Raw genomic sequence first — 19,862 nt, 5'->3', positions numbered from 1 at the left:
AACCGCCAGAGTGTAATCAATAACCAGAGCTTAGTTGTTGGGTTAAAGAAACAATGTAAACAGCAACACCTATATATAGTGATAATATATTAATTAAACACTGTTTATAGTATAATGACGACAGTTTCAGAATTGTTCTGAAACAAAAAAGCCCTGAAGCGAAAGCGGCTGCCACCACTAGCAATTCAGGGCTTATATTTTTTTAATCCAACATCGAAGGCCGATGCGGATCAGAACAAAGCAATGTTAAAGCTCCCAAGCGATACATTATTTTTTGTTATGTTGCCAAACTTCCGGCGTTAAAAAAACCTGTTCGCCCAATTGGGCAGACCGGCATAAACGCTTTGTTTAGCAGATGCTATTGTTAAGAATTCTGAACGATTTGTAAATACTCGTGAGCAATTTTAATTAAGCATCCTTCCCGTCACCGGCCATAGATGTCCAGCGCAGCTTAGCTGCAAGGAAGTTAAATGGCTTTCAAGCATCTGTCATTAGACATTGACACCCTGACCGACACCGAAGGGGCTTCGACACTGCTAGCGGTTCCGGCCGCCACGCTAATTAAGTGGCGCTCAACTGGCGAAGTTAGAATTCCGTTCGTAAGGATTGGTCGTCAAATCAAGTATCGCACTCTCGACCTAAAGGCATTCATCGAAAGTAGCACGGTCAAATAACACAAAGCCCGACTTAATTTTTAACTAAGCCGGGCTGGTGAATGTATTGCCTAAATTTAGACGATAGCGCATCACTATTTTATCGCAATTACAACCCGTTCGGCAAAATCCCAGAGGATTTTGTAATGACAAAATTTAAGAAATTGATGCTGCGCATCAAAAACCAATGCTTCAGATTGTTTCTGTGGTTATCCATTTTCGGAGGCGCATGGTCATGAAAGATATTCAGCCAATTTTTGCAACCGAAGCGATTGAAACCAGCGAAACCTGCAATACCTGCAGATCACTATCAAATGATGACTTTATGACTGGCATTTTTGGAGAAATTGCCAGCAATGAGCGCCCTGTTACGGTCAGTTTTACCGGAAACCCTGCCGAAGTAAGCAGTGGCAAATGGTTTGGAAAGCCTTGGATAGCTGGTAAAACACCATTGCCACCTGACAGTAATAATTATGTCAGCTTCGCCACTTACAAGCCCGACCAAGGAGGCAAGCACCGCAGACAGAAAAAGCATTTTGCAGCCCTGCATGCGGTCATGTTAGATGACATTGGCAGCAAAGTGCCGTTAGATCGAATTAGCGTTGAGCCTAGTTGGATGATTGAAACCTCGAAAGACAACTTTCAAATAGGTTTCATACTGGAGCAACCTATCACCAACCCTACCGAAGCCGACCTCTTATTGGATGCCATCATCGAAGCAGGGCTTACTGACTCTGGCGCAAATGGCCCCTGTGCTCTATTGGGACGCTTACCCAGGGCGATTAACGGCAAGTATCTAAACGACGATGGCTCTTATTGGCCATGCATATTACGAGCGTGGCAACCAAATCGTCGGTATACGGTGCAGGCTCTTACTGAAGCTCTGGAGATTGATTTGAAGGAAACTTCTCAAGAACGACGATCATCCAAGGACATTAGCTTGATTGATCGCGATCATGATGACGTTCATATCCCGCGCGCCAATGAAAACCCGGTCATTGCTGCACTTAAAGAATCAGGCCGATACAAGCAACCATTGGGCGAGGGTAAACATGATATTACCTGTCCTTGGCTGCATGAGCATACTAACCAAACTGACCAGGGAACTGCCTATTTCGAACCTAGCGAAAGCTATCCGTTGGGCGGTTTTAAATGTATGCATGGACATTGTGTACATCGGAGAGTTAGCGCGTTGCATGAGTTCTTGGGGGTCAGCAAGATCGCTGCTAAACATAAACCGATTATTCTGGTTCAAGCTGGAGAAATACCACGGATCGTCGATGCCACGGAGCAGGAATTATCGAAAACCCTCAGGCACTACCAACGCGGCGGCGTGATTGTCAGCATTACCACTGACCCAGGCACGAAGGCAACAATGGTAAAACAGCTGTCACTTGCTAGCCTTACGCGTGCGGTTGCTGGATTGGCTGTTTGGCAAAGATTCGATAAACGTAGCGATGAATGGGTAACCTGTGACCCACCCGAAAAGCATGTACGGTTTTTACATGATGCTTCGGTTTATCCTCATTTACCGGTACTGAACGGCATAGCCCGACAGCCTTACTTGAGGCCGGATGGCAGCCTTGTCAGCCAATCTGGATATGATTTTGAAACTGGCATGTTCGGGGTGTTTAGTGGCAAGGAATTTAGCATTCCGTCAATCCCGACACGGCCGGAAGCAGAGCAAGCGTTAGCAGTCTTATCTGATCTTTTGGGTGAATTCGCGTTCAAATCCCGTAACGATTTGGCTGCGGCACTTTCTGCCATTTTGACGGCAACAATAAGGGCATCACTGCCACAAGCACCACTTTTTCATTGCAAGGCTCATAGTATCTCTAGCGGCAAAAGTTATTTGTGCGAATTATTCACGGCCTTTGCCACACCCCAGCGAGGTACACCACATGCATTTCCGGCCGATGACGAAGAATGTAGAAAAATGCTGTTGGCGGAATTACTTACGGCCCCTGCCGTCATTGAGTTCGACAATTTGACCAGTGACCTGATCCCGCACAAATCACTTTGTACTGCGCTAACCAGCGAATTTGTCTCTGGACGCATTCTAGGTCAAAGCAAAACAGCAGAAGTTAATACTCGTGTTTTGCTTTTGTCGAGTGGCAACAATGTTGATCCAGTGAGAGATATGACGCGTAGAACGATCACTATTTCGCTTGACCCCGCTTGTGAAATACCTGCCGCGCGGGAATTTAACAAACAGCCGGTGTTAGAGATTAGAAATAATCGCGGATACTTTGTCTCCCTTGCTCTGACCATTATTCGTGCCTGGATATGCGCTGGTCACCCAAAAACTGAGTGTAAAAACATTGCGACCTATACAGACTGGTCAAACCTTTGTCGTCACCCCTTACTCTGGTTGGGACTACCTGACCCTGCCGCCAGCATGTTTGAGTCCATGCTTGAAGATCCTGATCGCGAGCAACTTGGACACATGCTTCATGGCTGGCATGACCGTTTTGGAAACGAGGCGCTCATGATTAGAGATGCATTGAAACGTATCGGTTTTGACGATGAGCCTCTTTGGGATGTCATCAACGACATCGCCGGCGAGAGGGATGGCATTATCAATAGAAACCGGCTTGGTTGGTGGTTAAAGCGGCATGCAGGGCGCGTGGTCGATGGTTTACGTTTTGTAAAAGATGATTCAAGTCGCGGATCGGTAAAGTGGAAAGTGCAGGTATTGCAGGCTTCGCAGGTATCCGTGGCATCAGCTCCAAAAAATGTCACGCCGCTTTTTACCCCCACTAATGCATACGCCCAAGCTAGTCGCGGCTTATAGGAGATATTTAAATGCAAACTCAACTTACAGATGACACAAGGTTAGTTATGACCAATTCGATCAGCGGAATCGATGAAAATGCTGCCACAGATAGTTATGACGCTGTTCGCTACAATGCCATGAAACACGGCATTCTTTCAAAATTGGCCGTGCTACCTCATGAAGATCAAACAGAATATTCTGACCTTTTGACCGCATTACTCGATGAGCATCAACCCGAATGCATAACCGAAAGGCATTTGGTCGAGGAGTTGGCCACCATTCTTTGGCGAAAGCGCCGAGTTCTAATGGCTGAAGGCGCAATTATCAATCGCGGCGTGTGGGGTGTTGCCCATGAGCAGCACAATAAAAGCACGATTCGCGCCTCGGTTCCGTTAGAGCTTGGTATGTCGCACGATACGCCTGATCTTCCGGACCTGTTAACCGCCAACCCGGAAGAAATTGATGAACGCTTACGAAATGCTCAAATTGATTTAACTGCTACCCGTAAAGCATCTGCAATACTGCGCAAAGGGGGCGCTAATGTTTATAAGCGGGCAAGGTTAGCATTAATCGAAGAATCCAGAGACTGGTGGGATAGCTGTGTTGAGGATGAGGAATATCCTGCTACCGCAGACGGTTTGGAACAGTTTATCCGTGAAGCATTGGAGCCAATCTGTATGCGCATGGAAAAAGAAGCCAAATATCAACCGGCCATAAAAACCCAAACCTTGGGTGAAGGACTACATCCTCAGCGAATGGAAAAGCTAAATCGGTACGAAATACACCTGGATCGTAAATTCGAACGCACATTGGCGATGCTTTTAAAGTTAAAAGAGCTGAGAAATAAAGCAAATCCGAATCCTACTGAATAACCTGTAGGCCTTAATTTGTCTGGCATTCAGCGTATTTTGTTGAATGCCGGCATTCAATTTGCTTAATGATTTCGGCTAAATCCGGAGAATTTTATGGGTGGAATGGGGAGTGGGCGACGGTATCAAGGCGGGAAGGAGACTACCAATGCCTTTCGCGCCCTTGATGTACGACGATTACAGCAAGATGGGTGCTTAAAACCTGGAATGTCATCCACAACAAGTTGGTTGTCCAATGGCGCAAACATCGGCTCAATTCAAATACACAGTCATGCTGATCACGTCATTCTGAACTATCGTCATCAACGAGCAGGCGAGGATTGGGAAATTAAACGTTACCCTGTGAGCCTAGGCTGGTCAGATTGTCATTATGGTGGGCAGCGCGCTTGGTTTACGCGTCCGGCCGATGGGTGTAACCGTCGAGTAGCATTACTTTATCTTGGTCGTGCCGGTATTTTTGCTTGCCGCGATTGTTACAAACTTGCATACGCTTGCCAAAGGGAATCAAAGGATGATCGATTTGCACGGCGAGCCGATAAAATCCGTGAAAAATTAGGTTGGCATCGTGGGATTTTGAATCCGAATGGCACTAAACCAAAAGGTATGCATTGGAAAACTTATTGGCAACTCAGGGCTAAACATGATGGTTGTGTCGATGCCGCTCTGCTTGGTATTGCCAAACGTTTTGGTTTTTTGGAGAAAATGCTGGAATAAATTTGTTTCGCAAAAATAACTTTTTTGCAGTCAGTATGTAGATTCGGGATCGAAATTACTTTTGAAAGTTGCCCAGAGGTTGCCCTGAAAATTTTGGCATAAAAAAAGGGCTTAGATTTTACTCTAAGCCCTTGATTTATCTGGCTCACCCGGACGGGCTCGAACCGCCGACCTAGTGATTAACAGTCCGATGAATCCAACAATCTGTAAAACGTGACAACAAACAATGATAATTAAATCAAGCTGTTATCTGGTTTTGTTGTTTGTCGATTGCGCTACAATGTTGCCATGATTTATCTGTGAGTGTCCCGCTAGTGTCCCACGGGACAGCGCTAAAATACTGGGTTATGCAGCCCGTATCTCGTCCAGTAAATCCGGGTGACGGTCTAAAACTTTCAGCAACTTTACCAGCGCTAGCGGTGGCTTGGTTTTGCCGGTTTCATATCGGGAAAACGCATTGATACCGCCGCCGAAAAGTTCTCCTGCTTCCCGTTGGTCAAGCGCCAGCTTTTTACGGACACTGGCGATAAATCCTGGGTCAACGATTGAAGCATTCACCTGTTTGTTAAACTCCATCATCAAAGCCATGGTTCGCCGTGACTCGTCGGCATCGGTAATCACTTCATCACAAGCCGGGCAAAACTCGCCGGTTACGTCCGGGATAGTCGTCGATTCGCCTTTATAGGTATAAGACAGGTCTCGAGTGTCTTTTACCAACTCTACAGCCCCGCAAGACGGACATTTCATAATTACAACTCCTTAAACGAAACCACTAGAACATCATCGATAACAGTTAGTTTCAGGTAAACATCCCCAGCCACAGTATTAGGCCGGTAAACGTCTTGCCAAACCTTATGGTCGGCGTGAGTGGTCATGCTCTTGTAAAAGTCAGCGGGTGTTAAGCTCATAATTACCACCAGCATGCCATCATAATCAAACCCCAAAGCCGTCGCTCCTTCTCGTGCGCTCTTAGTCGTCCTAACTTTGCCATTGGCTACCAGTGCTTTAATAGCCGGCAGCTTGCAATGGGGTGTCTGTTTTTCCATGATTAAGATATTAACCTAATTGGTTAGTTGCAACAAATTTACCTTAATGCTGCGCTATCCAGGCTTCAAAGCTATCTGCGTCAATCAGCACCTTTCGCCCAATCCGTCTAATGCAGCACCCAAAGCCGTTGGGCTTATGACCATCGGCATGAAATATCAAATGCCGTAAGCCGCCCTCTTTGAAAGCAGGGTAGGCTTCGACAGTTTGCTTTACCGTATAAAGCCGTTTACCCGATTGCATCGCTTTTACGGGGGGCTCTGTGGCGCTGTAGCGTTCGATGCTGTCCAACCTAGCTTCGAGCCTGCCTAATTTCTCCGCAAGTTCTAAGCGCTCCTGCTCGGCTTGTAGAGCGATTTCCAGCAATTGTAGGCGGCTAATTTCGCCGGGGTGCTGGTGCGTCGTTAAGGCGTCATAGGCCCGGATAACTTGCAAGTGAAATGCAGGACTAATCCACATGGCGTAGGCATAGACCAATTCCTTGACCACGTAGGTGCCGGGACAACTTCCGCCTTTGATGGATTCAACAGCTGCAAACCGGGAATTGCCGGTTAGCTCTTTGATAAGCGCCTGAGTTGCGATCAGCCTTAAAAACTCATTAGGTGCGTGGCGTTTTTCCCCGCCTGCTGATTTGTGTAAATCATTCAGACTAAATCTGCCGAATGAGTCATAACGAATGGGTTTATCGGAGATTATAAGCGAAAGCGATTTCATGCGGATGCTCCTTGATAATTGAAGCGTCGCCGTATGTTTTCCACGACATAGAGGCGGCGGACTGAATGGGGTGGAAATACCGTATCAAGGAAAACGGCCAGCCGTGAGGCTGCCCAGACAGTCCGCCAAAATGACGGAAACAACCATCCGTTGAGATGTACTCAATCCTGATAATTCGGGTTTCCACGCCCGGCCTAGCTTTAACAAGGCAGTTGAATTTTGGCGACCGCATTGGCATAAGTCAATTTAAAGTGGCTTTGTTTTGCTGCGTATTGGCGTTTTGTGTGATGATTCGCCTATTGTACGAACCAAGCAAAGGGAATGGCCATGCACCGTCACCGTGAAATCTTAGCCACAGCTTTGACTCTCGCATTAAGCTCATTGATGATAAATGGCTGCGCTACATCTCCTCCAAAACCAAAATCAGAAAGCCTATATAAAGACTTCTTGAATGGCGACGTTAGGCTTGAGTGCAGAGTGACCTGTGGAGGTGCTTTTGGCTCCAGTATTGCCGATATGAATCAACTTTATAATGCTGGTTTGTGGAAAGAATTAGCGGAAAAAGTCTACCTTATTGGCTTCAATCAGGATATTGCCTATTTCTTTTTAGGGCGAGCAGCAGAGGGACTTGAAAAATACAAAGCAGCTGAGACTTATTATTTATTGGCTCAATCAGCAACAGCTTGCGTTCTGGGCGGATGCGGTGGACTAGTATTTCCAGATATTGTCAATAGTCGTCTTGCCAACTTAAAAGATAAGAAAATCAATCAAAATAATGTAATAGAAACTAAAACAGAAACCCCGATAAACAATTCGAATCAAATTGCGGTATCGCCAAATGCCTTAACTAATGTCGCAAGCATCAGTTGCAAAACAAATGATGACTGCCCTCCTGGGGAAGAATGTCGTTCAATATCTGGCGGAGGAGCTAAATGCACTAATGGAACAGCTCGTACAGATGAAAGTTTAACTAGTCAGTCTGTGGAAAAACCATTAGAAGATTCCGGCAAGAACCAATCCAAAGAAGAAATTGAGTTAGTGTATTCTGGCGGTGTTTATGAGATTCCAGCAACACATTAACAATGTTTTGAAAATAAATGTAATCCTCGATAGCGGTGCAGCAGATGTTAGCATTGCTACAGATGTTGCAACGACTCTAATTCGGACTGGTACGATTGAAAAATTCGATTGGCTTGAGGGCAAGGTGTATACATTTGCAGATGGCTCTAGCGCAAAAAGCGAAAGATTTAAATTGAGGTCCATAGTAATTGGTAAAAGGGAATTACATAATGTAACCTGCAGGATTGATAACTCTATTCATGCGCCGATACTTCTTGGTCAAAGCGCTCTACGCCAGCTTGGAAGATACACAATTGACTATAAAAAGGGCGTTATTCAGTTCGAATAAAATGCAGTATTATCCGCCTCGATTGTTAAGCATATATAGGCCTTTTTTAGCCAATCCCTGTGGCACTGCATTACAGGGTAAAAACTTAACGTTTTCGTTTTTTTCAACTTTCTTCTTTCTCGAAAGTAGCTGGTTACTCATAAATTCACCATGACAATGAAAAAGGTATTGTCAGCAACCGGCCCATTCTCGGCTTTCCAGCGTTCAATCGCCGCATCCGCACCTTCATCATACAAATCCGAAATCAGTATCGCTAAACCATTATAGCTATCAACATCTTGGGCCTGCTCCAACTTTTCCAATCGTTTGCTCAGATTCATTTAATGGCTACCCCGTATTCCTTAAACAACGACAAAAAAATTTTGCCGGCATTGCTTTGCTTAGGTGATAGCCAGCAAATAGACTTTGGTTCCAACTCCATACGTGGCGTTGATTTTGCGAGAAACAATATTTTCTCAAGCTGAGCTTTGATTTGCTCTCTGTCCCCGGTTGCTTGGCCTTGCTTCTCAAGCTGGGCAATTCTCGACTTGATATTCATTGCCGTTGCTCCAAGGCATCAATCCGTTTTGTCAGTTCGTCGATTTCGATAATCTTGGCTTGATGCGCCAGCGCCGTTATCAATTGGCTGCCAATGTCCGGCGGAATTGTTCCGGCCATGGTTGCCCTGATGATTTCGTTGCCTTGTTCAGATAACGAACCATTAACCGGTAAAGCAATAGGCAAAGCTTGCGGCCTAAGTGGTGGGCAAATCCTATCCAGTAGCACTTTGGCGGCTTGAACATCGCCGCCCTTGGCCAATTCGACCAGGGTTTTAACGATTTCCGGCATGTCATAGGCTATCGACTTTCTAAGCAATGTGGCCGGGGTTTTGTCCTTTGGCCTGCCCTTTGGGTTGCCGGATTGACCTGGTTTAAATTTCGGAGTCGGCATATTGTTTGGCCTCTGTTTTTTTCACTATCTGTGGTTAATGTAGGTGTGTCCCAAAATGGAGCACGCAATGATTTTGTAAGTCATTGATTTTGTCGTGTTGCGTACCCCGAAACGGGATACAAACTAAGCTGAATAAAATTTGTGTCCCAAAATAGAGCATACAAATTGAATTTGTGTACTCCATTTTGGGACGGTTGATTTATTTTTGTGGCTGCCATTTTTCCCAATCGTGCGTTGGATTTTTCCATTCAAACGGCATCCAGGTTAAGCGCCATTCCCTCGTTTTGCTGCCTCCTTTGCTGTTGAATAACGCTTCATCAGCGCAAACGATAAAGCCACGCTCACGAAGGATATTAAAGGCCTTGCTAGCGGTATCAGGCTTACACCCGATTTTCTTTGCGGCTTCCCTTACACCATAGGCAACATGCCGATCATTGCGCCATTGGAGCTGCAATAAATCCATTAATACTTTGGCAGCCGGTGGCATCGACTCATAAGTAAACGATTCACGCATGGCCCGAGAGACAGCTAAAACGCCGCCTCTCTGGTCATACCCCAGCTTTGGTTTTTTCTTTGCCATAACTGGGTTTTTACTTAATGCGGAAACAGCGACAGCCAACTAGCCAGCTGAACAAATTTTAGCTTTATGCGCCTAATCAATTCGGTAGAATGACTTTGCTGTTGTTTGATATAGACCGCCTTTGCATAGCCGTGCGGAGCGGTTTTTCGTTGGCTAGTCATAGCTAAAACCCTCTAACGCAATAGCTGTGCGCTTTGCTCTCGATATGCGCTTGGCAATCTCGGCTTTTGCTTTCAGCTTCTCGATTTCCAGGCACTCGCTTAGGCTCGGCAATAAATCGCAAACTGACGGAATACCAATACCCAAACCCAGCGGATAAAGTTCAACCTCTCCACACAAGCGGTAAGCATTTTTCTTACGGTCTGTTTCGATTATCAAACCAAGCGCCCGCATATCAGCCACCGGCTTTCTGGTTTCGCTCCTGATAGATTTAAGCGACTCGATTGCATGCCAATTGCCATCGCCTAGCCTCGCTATAAGCTCAAAATGGCGCTGAGGTATCAAGAGATTACGTTTAATGCCGTCTGGCGGTGTGTAGGTGATTTTCCTAGCGGATTTATCGCCCGTTAGCTTTTTCTGTAGCTCTCTGGCCGCAAGTGGCGACGTTGGCCCTATGTTGGCTTCGTAAGCTTCAGAACCGTCCACAATGCGTTGGATTGTGTAAATCATTAAATCAGTGCTGTTCATATTAAGCACCGCCATGATTTTGTGACTCGATCCAAGCGAACCACTTCGGAACGTTTATCAAGACCTTCCTGCCGACACGAACGATTGCGCCTGATTCTGCTAATCGGTTTTCGTATTCGTTGAATATTAAAGAACGAACCCCGCCTTTTTTAAATGCAGGATATTCGTCGCAGAATTGATTCACCGTTAGATAAGTAAATGCCGGTAGAACGGCGTTAGTTTTTTGAGTCATGTTGTCACCTCGACAATATGTTGATGAATTATCGTTTATCGCTATTGATGGTGTCATCATAACCAACTAATTTTTTTATTAAACTGGTGAAACAGGAGATTAAATAGGTGATTTAAATCGCCTATTTTTTAAGTTCAGTCTTTTCTAGCTTGCATAAAAAAGGGGCTTGTAGCCCCTTATGAAAAGTCACTAGATTAGATTTCGCTTTCTTCGTCCCGGTTTGCCTTCATGAAATTTTTGATACTTCCACCAATCAGCAAACCCATGTATCCACAATGTGCGGTTTCTATTTATTAACGCTTTATGTATCTCTTTCTTAGTCATTTCATTTAAGATCGGCTTGGCGTCATTAATCCATGCTATAAAATCTTTATCACGTTCAGCATAAACACCTGTAGACCTGCTAAGTGTCTCGTTGTCGTCGGCCACCGCTTGCATCATACGAATAGGAGTATCATCGCCCAAATAATGCGCCAAACCGGATAGCGTCCAAGCCTCACTTACGTTTTTTAAATCACGGGTCATTTTAGAGATTTTATCTTTTAATTCACCTTCAATTTGAAACCTAGGTTTATTTGAAAAGTCACCCTGACGAAGCCGAAAATCGATTAGAAATGCCAAATGCGCCGCTTCTTCCGGTGTAATATCTTTCCATTTTTTCCAGGCATCCCAGTCGATAAAACCGGAAACAGAGCCGTCCATAATTTCGTCGTCAGTCGGGTCTAAAGGCTCTGGCCTTAGTTCGACTTGCTTTGGTTGATTCCGAATAAATTCTTCGGTAAGTTCAATTTCTTCTCTAGTCCAATCCATTACACACCTCCGAAAATCTTGGCGTTCATGCTGGCAACTACATTGCTAACATGCCCGTCGGATAGGTGGGCATAACGTTTAACCATCGCTAAGGTTTTATGCCCTAAGACTTCAGCAATCTCGGCCAAACTAGCCCCGTTCATGGCGAGATAAGACGCTGTGCAATGCCGTAGGTCATGCCAATGAAAGTCGCTAATCTGTGCGGCTTGTAAGGCATTCTCGAAGGGCTTTCTAAGGTCTATCGGCTTGTCTTTGTGGATGTTGCCGGGAAACAGCAAATCCGTATCGAGTCGCCTAACTTTGGCATGCTCTCGCAATAAGTCCAAGCCATGACCCGCTAAAGGCACTCGCCGCCGCTCGCCGTTCTTGGTTTCGTGCAGGATGATGAACCCATCTTTAAGGTTCACATCTTGCCATTTCAGGCCCATCAATTCACCTTGCCGCATGCCGGTGGACAGCGCCAGAATGACGCACAGGTAAAGGGTTTGATTGGTGGATTCTCGGCAAGCCGATAAAAAGCGCTGGCGCTCGTCGTCGTCCAGAAAGCGAACTCGGCCCCTCGATTCCTTAGGCTTTTTAACTTTCCTCATTGGCGAATCTTCCAGCCATTGCCATTCATTTACGGCAATAGTGAAAGTATGGGACAGCGCCGCCATGTATCGAACAACGGTAGCGGGGCTTCGTGGTGTTCCTCTGTATGTTTCACCACTGGCTAGTTCATCCCGATGCTGAACAATCATGGCCGGGGTTATATCGGCTAATGCATAAGCGCCGATTTTTTCTTTCCACCATTCGAGTTGTTGGGCTTGTTTAATAGCTTGTTTGGGCTTGGTCGGCAAAACGTCTTTGATATATCTATCCACCATTTCAGCGAGGGTGTGCTTTTTAGCTTCGGCGGTTTTGAAGTGTCGGCCTTCTCTGATTGCTGACTCAGTAGCCGCTGCCCATTTCTTGGCGTCAGTCAGTCGGTCAAAGGTTGCGGATTGCGCAGGGTAGCCTTTCAGCCGAACTTTTACCCGATAAGATTTTTCGCCACTATCGGCGGTGCGTGTTTCGATGGTTGCCATACAAACCCCTTGGGGCAATGGCCGGTATAATTTGCGGTAGCCATTGCTTAACCTGTCTCGTTAAGTGGATGGTTAGGGTCTGGCGGTGTTGGTAGCACTTTCAGGCCCGCTTTTTTGCTTCGACGAAATGCTACAACAAAGAACAAAAAACAGCAACAGATGATAAGTAATCACTAGTTCTAGTGTTAACAAATCCTTTTAAAGCATTTAGTTAAAAAATTCATATGATGCTATGGGTCACTGAAGGGGCACTTAAGAATAAAAAGCAACCGTTTTGGCTAGTTTTTTAGCCAACTTGATGCGTGTTTATTTTGAGCTGATTTAGAAGTTTTGGCTGGGAAAGGGTAGGTGGTTCACTTGCTCAAAGCCCACTCTTGAGTTCATGGGTTTGTTGCTGATTGTTATGGCGTAGTGTCCCGCCAGTGTCCCAATTAGGCAAAAAAAAGGCCTGCATTTCTGCAAGCCCTTGATTTATCTGGCTCCCCCGGACGGGCTCGAACCGCCGACCTAGTGATTAACAGTCACCCGCTCTACCGACTGAGCTACAGGGGAATAATGTATTTGTAATGGCGCGCCCGGAGAGATTCGAACTCCCGACCGCTCGGTTCGTAGCCGAGTACTCTATCCAGCTGAGCTACGGGCGCCTAATTGATCTGTGCATTCTAGGCTGATTTTCTTATTGTGTCAACCTTTATTTTTTATTATTAAGTGGCGGAGAGAGAGGGATTCGAACCCTCGATGCGCTTTTGGCACATACTCCCTTAGCAGGGGAGCGCCTTCGGCCTCTCGGCCATCTCTCCTAATTCGTTCGTTTATATATCGGATGGTTTGGATTCGGATTGCTCTTTCTTGATTCGTTCGTATATTTCTTCCCTGTGAACGGAAACATCTTTCGGAGCGTTAACGCCAATTCTAACCTGATTGCCTTTTACTCCGAGGACCGTGACAGTAACGTCATCGCCTATCATCAATGTCTCCCCCACTCTACGAGTCAAGATAAGCATATAATCTCCCTACATATCCAAAAGCACTTGTTTGCAGTGCAAGCTGAGTTAGTAATTCTATTCGCTTTTAACAAAAAATGGAAATTTATTTCGCTTTTGTGGTGATTCAAGGTTGAAAAAGAAGTATGAGGCATTGCGTAGTACGTCGGCGTGGAGTTGCTTCTTCATTTAAAGGGACTTTCGTGGGTGATGCTGTCGTTTAGCTGTTGAAAAATGGTTGAGGTTGAGTATGGGACAATTGAATGAGAAATATGCCGGAGCAAGATAGGTTTGATGACTTAGCTGCCGATTTCAGCGTTGTGCCGGAAATTCGGGATTCGATTTCAGAGTTTATCGCGTTGCGGCGCGATTTGCATGCAACCCCGGAGCTATGTTTTCAAGAATTTAAGACATCCGAATTGGTGTCGCGACTGTTGTCGCAATGGGGGATACAAACTCATTGCGGATTAGGAGGCACAGGCGTGGTAGGTGTACTTCGAAGCGGGCAGTCGAAAAACGCAATAGGCTTGCGTGCGGATATGGACGCGTTGCCTATCCAAGAACAAAATACTTTCCCGCACGCTTCTAAAGTAACCGGCAAAATGCACGCGTGCGGTCACGACGGGCATACGGCGATGCTATTGGCTGCAGCTAAACATTTATCGGATAGTGGATGTTTCGATGGAACGGTTTATTTCATTTTCCAGCCTGCTGAAGAGGGCGGCGGCGGTGCCGCGGCGATGATAAAGGATGGATTGTTCGAAAAGTTTCCGATGCAGGCCGTTTATGGCATGCATAATTGGCCAGGCATTGCAGTCGGTCGGTTCGCAATCAGCCCGGGTCCAGTGATGGCTGCATTCGATACGTTTCGCATCGTGATTATTGGCAAGGGATGTCACGCCGCGCTACCTCATATGGGATTGGACCCGGTACCGGTAGCCGCTCAGCTAGTGTTAGGCTTGCAGACAATATTGACGCGCTCGGCGAATCCTTTAGACGTGGGGGTATTGTCGATCACTACAATGCATGTCGGCGAGACAACCAACGTAATTTCCGACAACTGCGAGTTAACCGGTACGATACGCACGTTTTCTGCTGATTTGATGGACCTGATTCAACAGCGTATGCGCGAAATTTCTAGCCACATTTGTCAGGCCTATGGCATGACCTGCAATATCGAGTTTTTCAAAGGTTATCCGCCCACAGTCAACCACGCGGAGCAAGTCGAAATATCGAAAAACGTGATGGCGGGTCTGGTAGGGGAGGATAATGTTCTGGTCCAGCTTCCGGTCATGGGGGCGGAAGATTTTGCGTATATGCTGCAACTGTTGCCCGGAAGTTACTGCTTTATCGGCAACGGCCAAGGTGATCATCGGCTAAACGGCCACGGTGGCGGACCCTGTATGCTGCATAACCCCAGTTATGATTTTAACGATGAGATATTGGCGTTAGGCGCGAGTTATTGGGTGAAATTGGTAGAAACGTGTTTACCTTGCCTAGGGTGATTATTGTGGCAAGAGGGTGCAATGGAAGCGGTGAGTCAGGGGATAAACCGGATGCCCGACGATGTTAAGACGAAAATTGCAGCCGCCGGCAGATCGCATTCATAGGTTCTGCCGGCGAGTTTTTGCAGGAAAAGTTAGTGCTTAAAATGCCGCATGCCGGTCAACACCATGGCAATATTATGTTCGTCGGCGGCAGCGATGACTTCCGCGTCACGGATCGACCCGCCGGGATGAATGACGGCGGTGATTCCTGCCGCTGCGGCAGCATCTATGCCGTCTCGAAACGGAAAATAGGCGTCGGAAGCCATCACCGATCCCGGTACCGACAAGCCTTCGTCGGCGGCTTTGATGCCGGCGATTTTGGCGGAGTATACCCGGCTCATCTGGCCGGCGCCTATGCCTATCGTTCTGCCTTCTTTACCGTAAACGATGGCGTTCGATTTAACGAACTTCGCAACTTTCCAGACGAACATCAAGTCGGCCATTTCTTGCGGAGTCGGGGCGCGTTTACTGACGATTTTGACGTCATTTTTGTCGATGCAACCGGCGTCGGTTTGCTGCACCAGTAGGCCGCCACCGACGCGTTTGAATTCTAAGCCGGTGGCTTTTATTGTGCTCCAGACACCGGTTTCCAATACACGGACATTGGATTTTTTACTCAACGCTGATTTAGCGCCGTCGCTAACCGAGGGGGCAATGATCACCTCAACGAATTGGCGTTGCACAATCTCTGTCGCGGTTTTTTCGTCCAACTCGCGGTTGAAGGCGATGATTCCGCCGAAGGCGGAGGTCGGATCGGTCGCGTACGCCAGATCGTATGCTTGCAAAATGTCGTTTCCGATTGCGACTCCGCACGGATTGGCGTGCTTGACGATTACGCACGCGGCTTGTTCGTCGAATGCTTTAACGCACTCCAATGCCGCGTCCGCGTCCGCAATATTGTTGTAAGAAAGTTCTTTGCCTTGCAGTTGCTTGGCGCAGGCGATGGTGCCGGCGGCGGGGGATTTCTCTCTGTAAAAGGCGGCGTTTTGATGCGGATTTTCGCCGTAACGCATGGCTTGCAATTTGTAAAACTGCAGATTCAAGGTTTGCGGAAAGTCGTCTGCGCTGATTTGTTTCGCTAAATACGCGGAAATCATCGTGTCGTAGCGGGCGGTGTGTTCGAAACTCTTGACGGCCAGTTCAAAGCGGGTTTGCAAGCTCAAGTTGCCCGCATGGCTTTTTAGCTGCTCCAAAATTGCAGGATAATCGGCCGGGTCTACTACTACGGCCACATCTGTATGGTTTTTGGCTGCGCCGCGCAACATGCTCGGACCGCCGATATCGATGTTTTCGATAGCCGTCGCCAGGTCGCAATTTGGATCGGCCGTGGTCTGCTCAAAGGGATACAGATTAACCACTACCATGTCGATGGGGCTTATGCCGTTGGCGGCCATGACGTCATCGTCTATCCCCCTTCGGCCCAAAATGCCGCCATGAACTTTGGGGTGCAGGGTTTTAACGCGTCCATCCATCATTTCCGGAAAACCGGTGTAATCCGACACTTCGGTAACCGGAATTTGGTGTTCCGCGAGCAATTTTGCGGTACCGCCGGTCGATAACAATTCGACGCCCATCTGGTGCAGGCCACGGCAAAAGTCTAAAACGCCGTTTTTATCCGACACACTGACCAGTGCGCGGGTTACTTTTTTGTTCATGTAGTCCTCGGTGATGATAAATTCGGCGGTTAACCAATGCCGTATTGATCCAGTTTTTTTCGTAAGGTGCTGCGGCTTAGACCTAATACCTTGGCGGCTTTGCTTTGGTTGAAGTCGGCGTGCTTCATCGCCGTTTCGAGTAAGGGCCTTTCCACTTCCGCCAATACCAGCTGGTAAAGCCCGCTAGAGTCATGTCCGTTGAGATGGCTAAAATAATCTTCGACGCATTGGCGTACATGATCGGATAGCGTTTGACTAGCAGCGCTTTTAAGGGGGGTAGATTGATCTTCCATTTAAACGACTCGGGGGATGATGTATTTAAACGCTGTATCGACTTGGGCTAGCTGTAGTGAAGGGGTTTCGGCTTGGTTGATGCACCGTTTAATGGCCGGCGGCACGTTACCGATCTGATTTAAATACCAGCTAATGTGTTTCCTAGCGATTCTAACACCACTGGAGTTACCGTAAAAACGATATAAATCGAGTAAATGACGGTCGATGACGGTTTTGATTTCGCTCATCGAAATGACGAAAGGATTTTGCTGGTTGAGCTGCGCATCGATTTCGCGAAATATCCAAGGCCTGCCTTGCGCAGCCCGGCCTATCATCACGGCGTCGGCCCCTGTGTAATTTAACACACGTTCCGCTTTTTCCGGGCTGTCGATGTCGCCGTTGGCAATGACCGGAATGCCGACGCTTTGTTTCACAGCTTTGATCGTATCGTATTCGGCGTGCCCTTCGAATTTACAGGCCCGGGTTCTGCCGTGGATGGTTAAGGCCATTACTCCGCAATTCTGTGCGATTTGGGCTATTTTTAACGCATTTTTTTGGTTTTTGTCCCAACCGGTGCGGATTTTCAGGGTAACCGGGATTTGCACGGCTCCAACTACCGCCGACAAAATGCGCTCGACTAAGTCTTCGTCCTTTAACAAGGCCGAACCGGCAGCGATCGCACACACTTTCTTGGCCGGACAGCCCATGTTGATGTCGATGATTTGAGCGCCGCGCTCCTGGTTCAAACGAGCGGCTTTGGCCAACTGGGACGGTTCGGTGCCGAGTATCTGAACAGAGCGTAAACCGACCTCGCCGTCGATAACCGTTTTGCGTAAGGTGCGGGGGTGATTTTGCAATTGAGTGTGGGACGTCACCATTTCCGACACTGTCAATCCGGCGCCGAATTCAGCACATAGGCGGCGGAACGGATTGTCGGTGATGCCGGCCATCGGCGCCAGCATCACGCGGTTCGGTAAGGAGTATGGGCCGATTTGCATGCGGGTTTGCACTTCCAAAAAGGCCGCACATCATACCCGAAACTTCGCGCCGGGTTGACGAAATTTGTTCGGTTTAATCCAAGTCTAAAGCCATTTTGGCGATAGGCTACGGCTGCTTAACGCGCTACTCCCGCTTGAATTTGAACGAGGGGAGTGTCCTACGACAGGACGAAGGGTATTTGAGAGCCGGGTTATAAATCGCCGTTGTTTTTGCCGTTGGCATAACACCGCCAAGCTGCCCGCATCACCAACAGCACTGCACCCAGAAACCCGACGGTGGTCAAGCTAAAGCTCAGTGCCGCCGGCAACGGAAAATGCGGTTCCACCACTACCGTTATCGGAGCTTTAGGCGTCAAGCCGCGCAGCAAAAATGCCAACGGATTGAAAAACGCCCCAAAGCAGCAAGCGCCAACCAGCCACAGGGGCGGCTCGATATGCCACTGGCGAAAGGCTAAGAAAAAAATCAACAAAAACTGCGCCATCATCAGATAATCGATATGGGCGCGGATCACGTCGTCGCGCTCGACTAAATGTTCGGCTAAAGCACTGTTCGGAAAAAACAAGCTGACGCCCAATACCCAGGCAATGGCCAAGGCCATGCTCAGGCATAAGCCGGCCCCGGCCAGCAGAATCAAGTGAGTGGTGTTAAAGGTGGATGATTGAAACATGAGAATCCTCGGCAAACAATGGGTTGACGGCGGCAAATCTTGCCGGTGCGACGAGTGGGAGCGTAACCGATGATGCCAACTCCGCGCTTGTACCAACCTGCTACGATCAAAGCTTTCGATGCGCTGTGGGACATCCGCGACGGCCGTACCTTTTTCAGTGGGCCGTTGTATGACTGCGCGGCTCACCAGCATGGCGCACCGGTATTTCTGGCCGGGCTGTATGGGAAATTCCGCCTGCGTTTGCCCGGCACCGATTGGCATTGGTGCCGCACCGCCGTGATCCCCGCCGGCGTGCTGCACGAATTGGCGGTCGGCGGCGAGCCGATTACCGTGCTTTACCTGGAACCGACCGTCGCCGGCCTTGACGCTTTTCTGCCGTTGCTGAAAAACGGCCAAGCGCAACACGGTGCGCTGGTTGCCGATGGCGGCGAAATCGCCTTTATGCGCGAACTATACGAGCAGCGCTACCGATCCGACTGGACGGCGGATGCTTTACGGGATTTGCTGGAATATGCCAAGCGCAAATCGTCCGGCGCGGTAGTCGATCCGCGCTTGCGGCAAGCGCTCGAATACCTGCATTGCCACAATGGCGAGTTGACCCCGTTGGCTGCCGTGGCTGCGCAAGCGGGTTTGTCGCCGTCGCGTTTTCAACACCTGTTCGTCCAACAAATCGGCGTACCGTTTCGCCGCTACCGTGCCTGGAGCCGCATGCGCCAAGCGCTGACCCGCATTGTGTCGGGCGATAATTTCACCGTCGCCGCCCACGCCGCCGGCTTTAGCGATTCCGCCCACTTCTGTCACGACTTTCGCAAAACGTTCGGGGCGGTGCCCAGCATCAGTCTGCGCCGCTTGGCTCGATTGCAAACGTGATTGCTTAATCGCTCGACCACACAGCAATGGGGTAAGCGTTGCGGCCAAACAAAGGTGCAAGTTTGATTAACAAAAAAAGCGAGCGATTGCTAATCCGCCGGTCCGTTCCGGATGCCAGCGAAGCTTATGACAGTTCCAGCCGCAATCGCCGTCAAACCTGTTCAACAGCGTTTGTTCGATACCGTGCGCGAGTATTTTTAGGCGGTTGGCAACTGGAGCAATGGGTAAGGCTACGTAGCTTGGGACAAATTCTGCTGCTGCAGGCTCGCGGGGCACATTAAAAACAGGGTTTTTTACCGCTCAAACAAAACTGCGGTCCGATCCTGCGGGGATACTTTTTTAATCATTCAAGTTTTCCGGCGGGCACTATATAATTTCGCCCAC

General features: G+C 48.1%; 24 protein-coding genes and 3 tRNA genes. 8 read left to right on the top strand and 19 right to left on the bottom strand.

Annotated elements, in window-relative coordinates; all coding sequences use genetic code 11:
- Positions 1-470 precede the first annotated feature (470 nt).
- From F1E05_RS20935 to F1E05_RS15650, 4 genes are all read left to right on the top strand, one after another.
- On the top strand, positions 471-674 hold the full coding sequence (locus F1E05_RS20935; RefSeq protein WP_150050086.1) for a helix-turn-helix domain-containing protein: 204 nt from the start codon (positions 471-473) through the stop codon (positions 672-674).
- 214 nt (positions 675-888) lie between these two features.
- Entirely contained in the window at positions 889-3,447 is a 2,559-nt protein-coding gene (locus F1E05_RS15660; RefSeq protein WP_190303167.1) for a death domain-containing protein, read from the top strand.
- Positions 3,448-3,494: 47 nt separating this feature from the next.
- Positions 3,495-4,301 (top strand): hypothetical protein, encoded by an 807-nt coding sequence (locus tag F1E05_RS15655; protein WP_150050084.1) that lies wholly within the window; start codon positions 3,495-3,497, stop codon positions 4,299-4,301.
- A 93-nt stretch (positions 4,302-4,394) separates the two neighbouring features.
- On the top strand, positions 4,395-5,012 hold the full coding sequence (locus tag F1E05_RS15650) for a hypothetical protein (protein ID WP_150050082.1): 618 nt from the start codon (positions 4,395-4,397) through the stop codon (positions 5,010-5,012).
- A 345-nt stretch (positions 5,013-5,357) separates the two neighbouring features.
- Here the strand turns inward: F1E05_RS15650 and F1E05_RS15645 are convergent, their stop codons facing one another.
- From F1E05_RS15645 to F1E05_RS15635, 3 genes are read right to left on the bottom strand one after another with little or no spacing between them, the layout of a single operon-like run.
- The gene (locus F1E05_RS15645) at positions 5,358-5,759 is read right to left on the bottom strand and encodes a type II toxin-antitoxin system MqsA family antitoxin (protein ID WP_150050080.1); all 402 of its coding nucleotides are present in this window, start codon (positions 5,757-5,759) and stop codon (positions 5,358-5,360) included.
- Between the two features lie 2 nt (positions 5,760-5,761).
- Positions 5,762-6,058 carry a type II toxin-antitoxin system MqsR family toxin gene (locus F1E05_RS15640; protein ID WP_150050078.1) on the bottom strand — a complete coding sequence of 99 codons (297 nt, stop codon included), beginning with the start codon at positions 6,056-6,058 and terminating at the stop codon, positions 5,762-5,764.
- Between the two features lie 43 nt (positions 6,059-6,101).
- A complete protein-coding gene (locus tag F1E05_RS15635) occupies positions 6,102-6,770 on the bottom strand; it encodes a KilA-N domain-containing protein (RefSeq protein ID WP_150050066.1) in 669 nt (222 codons plus the stop codon).
- Positions 6,771-7,097: 327 nt separating this feature from the next.
- Here F1E05_RS15635 and F1E05_RS15630 point away from each other — a divergent pair, with 327 nt between their 5' ends.
- Both F1E05_RS15630 and F1E05_RS15625 read left to right on the top strand, forming a co-directional pair.
- Positions 7,098-7,850 (top strand): hypothetical protein, encoded by a 753-nt coding sequence (locus tag F1E05_RS15630; protein ID WP_150050064.1) that lies wholly within the window; start codon positions 7,098-7,100, stop codon positions 7,848-7,850.
- Positions 7,828-8,178 carry a retropepsin-like aspartic protease gene (locus F1E05_RS15625; RefSeq protein ID WP_150050062.1) on the top strand — a complete coding sequence of 117 codons (351 nt, stop codon included), beginning with the start codon at positions 7,828-7,830 and terminating at the stop codon, positions 8,176-8,178. Before F1E05_RS15630 ends, F1E05_RS15625 begins: the two co-directional genes overlap by 23 nt.
- A gap of 137 nt (positions 8,179-8,315) precedes the next feature.
- Here the strand turns inward: F1E05_RS15625 and F1E05_RS15620 are convergent, their stop codons facing one another.
- The 12 genes from F1E05_RS15620 to csrA all read right to left on the bottom strand — a co-directional run bounded on the left by F1E05_RS15620 (position 8,316) and on the right by csrA (position 13,488).
- Positions 8,316-8,498, bottom strand: coding sequence for a hypothetical protein (locus F1E05_RS15620; protein ID WP_150050060.1), 183 nt, complete (start codon positions 8,496-8,498; stop codon positions 8,316-8,318).
- Complete coding sequence (locus F1E05_RS15615; RefSeq protein ID WP_150050058.1) at positions 8,495-8,716, bottom strand: hypothetical protein; 222 nt, start codon at positions 8,714-8,716, stop codon at positions 8,495-8,497. Before F1E05_RS15615 ends, F1E05_RS15620 begins: the two co-directional genes overlap by 4 nt.
- A complete protein-coding gene (locus tag F1E05_RS15610) occupies positions 8,713-9,108 on the bottom strand; it encodes a DUF5681 domain-containing protein (RefSeq protein ID WP_150050056.1) in 396 nt (131 codons plus the stop codon). The genes F1E05_RS15615 and F1E05_RS15610 overlap by 4 nt, the downstream gene beginning before the upstream one ends.
- Positions 9,109-9,307: 199 nt before the next feature.
- A complete protein-coding gene (locus F1E05_RS15605) occupies positions 9,308-9,688 on the bottom strand; it encodes a GntR family transcriptional regulator (RefSeq protein WP_150050054.1) in 381 nt (126 codons plus the stop codon).
- Between the two features lie 153 nt (positions 9,689-9,841).
- Complete coding sequence (locus F1E05_RS15600) at positions 9,842-10,375, bottom strand: hypothetical protein (RefSeq protein WP_150050052.1); 534 nt, start codon at positions 10,373-10,375, stop codon at positions 9,842-9,844.
- Between the two features lies 1 nt (position 10,376).
- Positions 10,377-10,607, bottom strand: coding sequence for a hypothetical protein (locus F1E05_RS15595; protein WP_150050050.1), 231 nt, complete (start codon positions 10,605-10,607; stop codon positions 10,377-10,379).
- A gap of 189 nt (positions 10,608-10,796) precedes the next feature.
- Positions 10,797-11,417 carry a hypothetical protein gene (locus F1E05_RS15590; RefSeq protein ID WP_150050048.1) on the bottom strand — a complete coding sequence of 207 codons (621 nt, stop codon included), beginning with the start codon at positions 11,415-11,417 and terminating at the stop codon, positions 10,797-10,799.
- Positions 11,417-12,484, bottom strand: a complete 1,068-nt coding sequence (locus F1E05_RS15585; protein ID WP_150050046.1) for a tyrosine-type recombinase/integrase — start codon at positions 12,482-12,484, stop codon at positions 11,417-11,419. The genes F1E05_RS15590 and F1E05_RS15585 overlap by 1 nt, the downstream gene beginning before the upstream one ends.
- 476 nt (positions 12,485-12,960) lie before the next feature.
- Positions 12,961-13,036: transfer RNA gene (locus tag F1E05_RS15580), tRNA-Asn, on the bottom strand.
- 15 nt (positions 13,037-13,051) lie between these two features.
- Positions 13,052-13,128: transfer RNA gene (locus tag F1E05_RS15575), tRNA-Arg, on the bottom strand.
- A 65-nt stretch (positions 13,129-13,193) separates the two neighbouring features.
- A tRNA-Ser gene (locus F1E05_RS15570) sits at positions 13,194-13,284 on the bottom strand.
- A gap of 12 nt (positions 13,285-13,296) precedes the next feature.
- Positions 13,297-13,488, bottom strand: coding sequence for a carbon storage regulator CsrA (csrA, locus tag F1E05_RS15565; protein ID WP_150050044.1), 192 nt, complete (start codon positions 13,486-13,488; stop codon positions 13,297-13,299).
- Between the two features lie 242 nt (positions 13,489-13,730).
- Between csrA and F1E05_RS15560 the strand changes: the two genes are divergently transcribed.
- On the top strand, positions 13,731-14,972 hold the full coding sequence (locus F1E05_RS15560) for a M20 aminoacylase family protein (protein WP_232056676.1): 1,242 nt from the start codon (positions 13,731-13,733) through the stop codon (positions 14,970-14,972).
- A 134-nt stretch (positions 14,973-15,106) separates the two neighbouring features.
- On the opposite strand, the gene purH is transcribed toward F1E05_RS15560, so the two are convergent.
- The 4 genes from purH to F1E05_RS15540 form a co-directional block, all read right to left on the bottom strand.
- Entirely contained in the window at positions 15,107-16,669 is a 1,563-nt protein-coding gene (gene purH / locus F1E05_RS15555) for a bifunctional phosphoribosylaminoimidazolecarboxamide formyltransferase/IMP cyclohydrolase (RefSeq protein ID WP_150050042.1), read from the bottom strand.
- A 29-nt stretch (positions 16,670-16,698) separates the two neighbouring features.
- Entirely contained in the window at positions 16,699-16,962 is a 264-nt protein-coding gene (gene fis / locus F1E05_RS15550) for a DNA-binding transcriptional regulator Fis (RefSeq protein WP_150050040.1), read from the bottom strand.
- Positions 16,963-17,940, bottom strand: a complete 978-nt coding sequence (dusB, locus tag F1E05_RS15545; RefSeq protein ID WP_150050038.1) for a tRNA dihydrouridine synthase DusB — start codon at positions 17,938-17,940, stop codon at positions 16,963-16,965.
- Between the two features lie 191 nt (positions 17,941-18,131).
- Positions 18,132-18,608 (bottom strand): hypothetical protein, encoded by a 477-nt coding sequence (locus tag F1E05_RS15540; protein WP_150050036.1) that lies wholly within the window; start codon positions 18,606-18,608, stop codon positions 18,132-18,134.
- A 69-nt stretch (positions 18,609-18,677) separates the two neighbouring features.
- On the opposite strand from F1E05_RS15540, the gene F1E05_RS15535 reads away from it, so the two are divergent.
- On the top strand, positions 18,678-19,478 hold the full coding sequence (locus tag F1E05_RS15535; protein ID WP_150050034.1) for a helix-turn-helix domain-containing protein: 801 nt from the start codon (positions 18,678-18,680) through the stop codon (positions 19,476-19,478).
- Positions 19,479-19,862: the final 384 nt, after the last annotated feature.

Origin of the sequence: Methylomonas rhizoryzae (assembly GCF_008632455.1) — a bacterium.
GTDB classification, from domain to species: domain Bacteria; phylum Pseudomonadota; class Gammaproteobacteria; order Methylococcales; family Methylomonadaceae; genus Methylomonas; species Methylomonas rhizoryzae.
The sequence above is the reverse complement of the archived record's forward strand: the minus strand, read 5'-3'. Positions and strand labels throughout refer to the sequence as shown.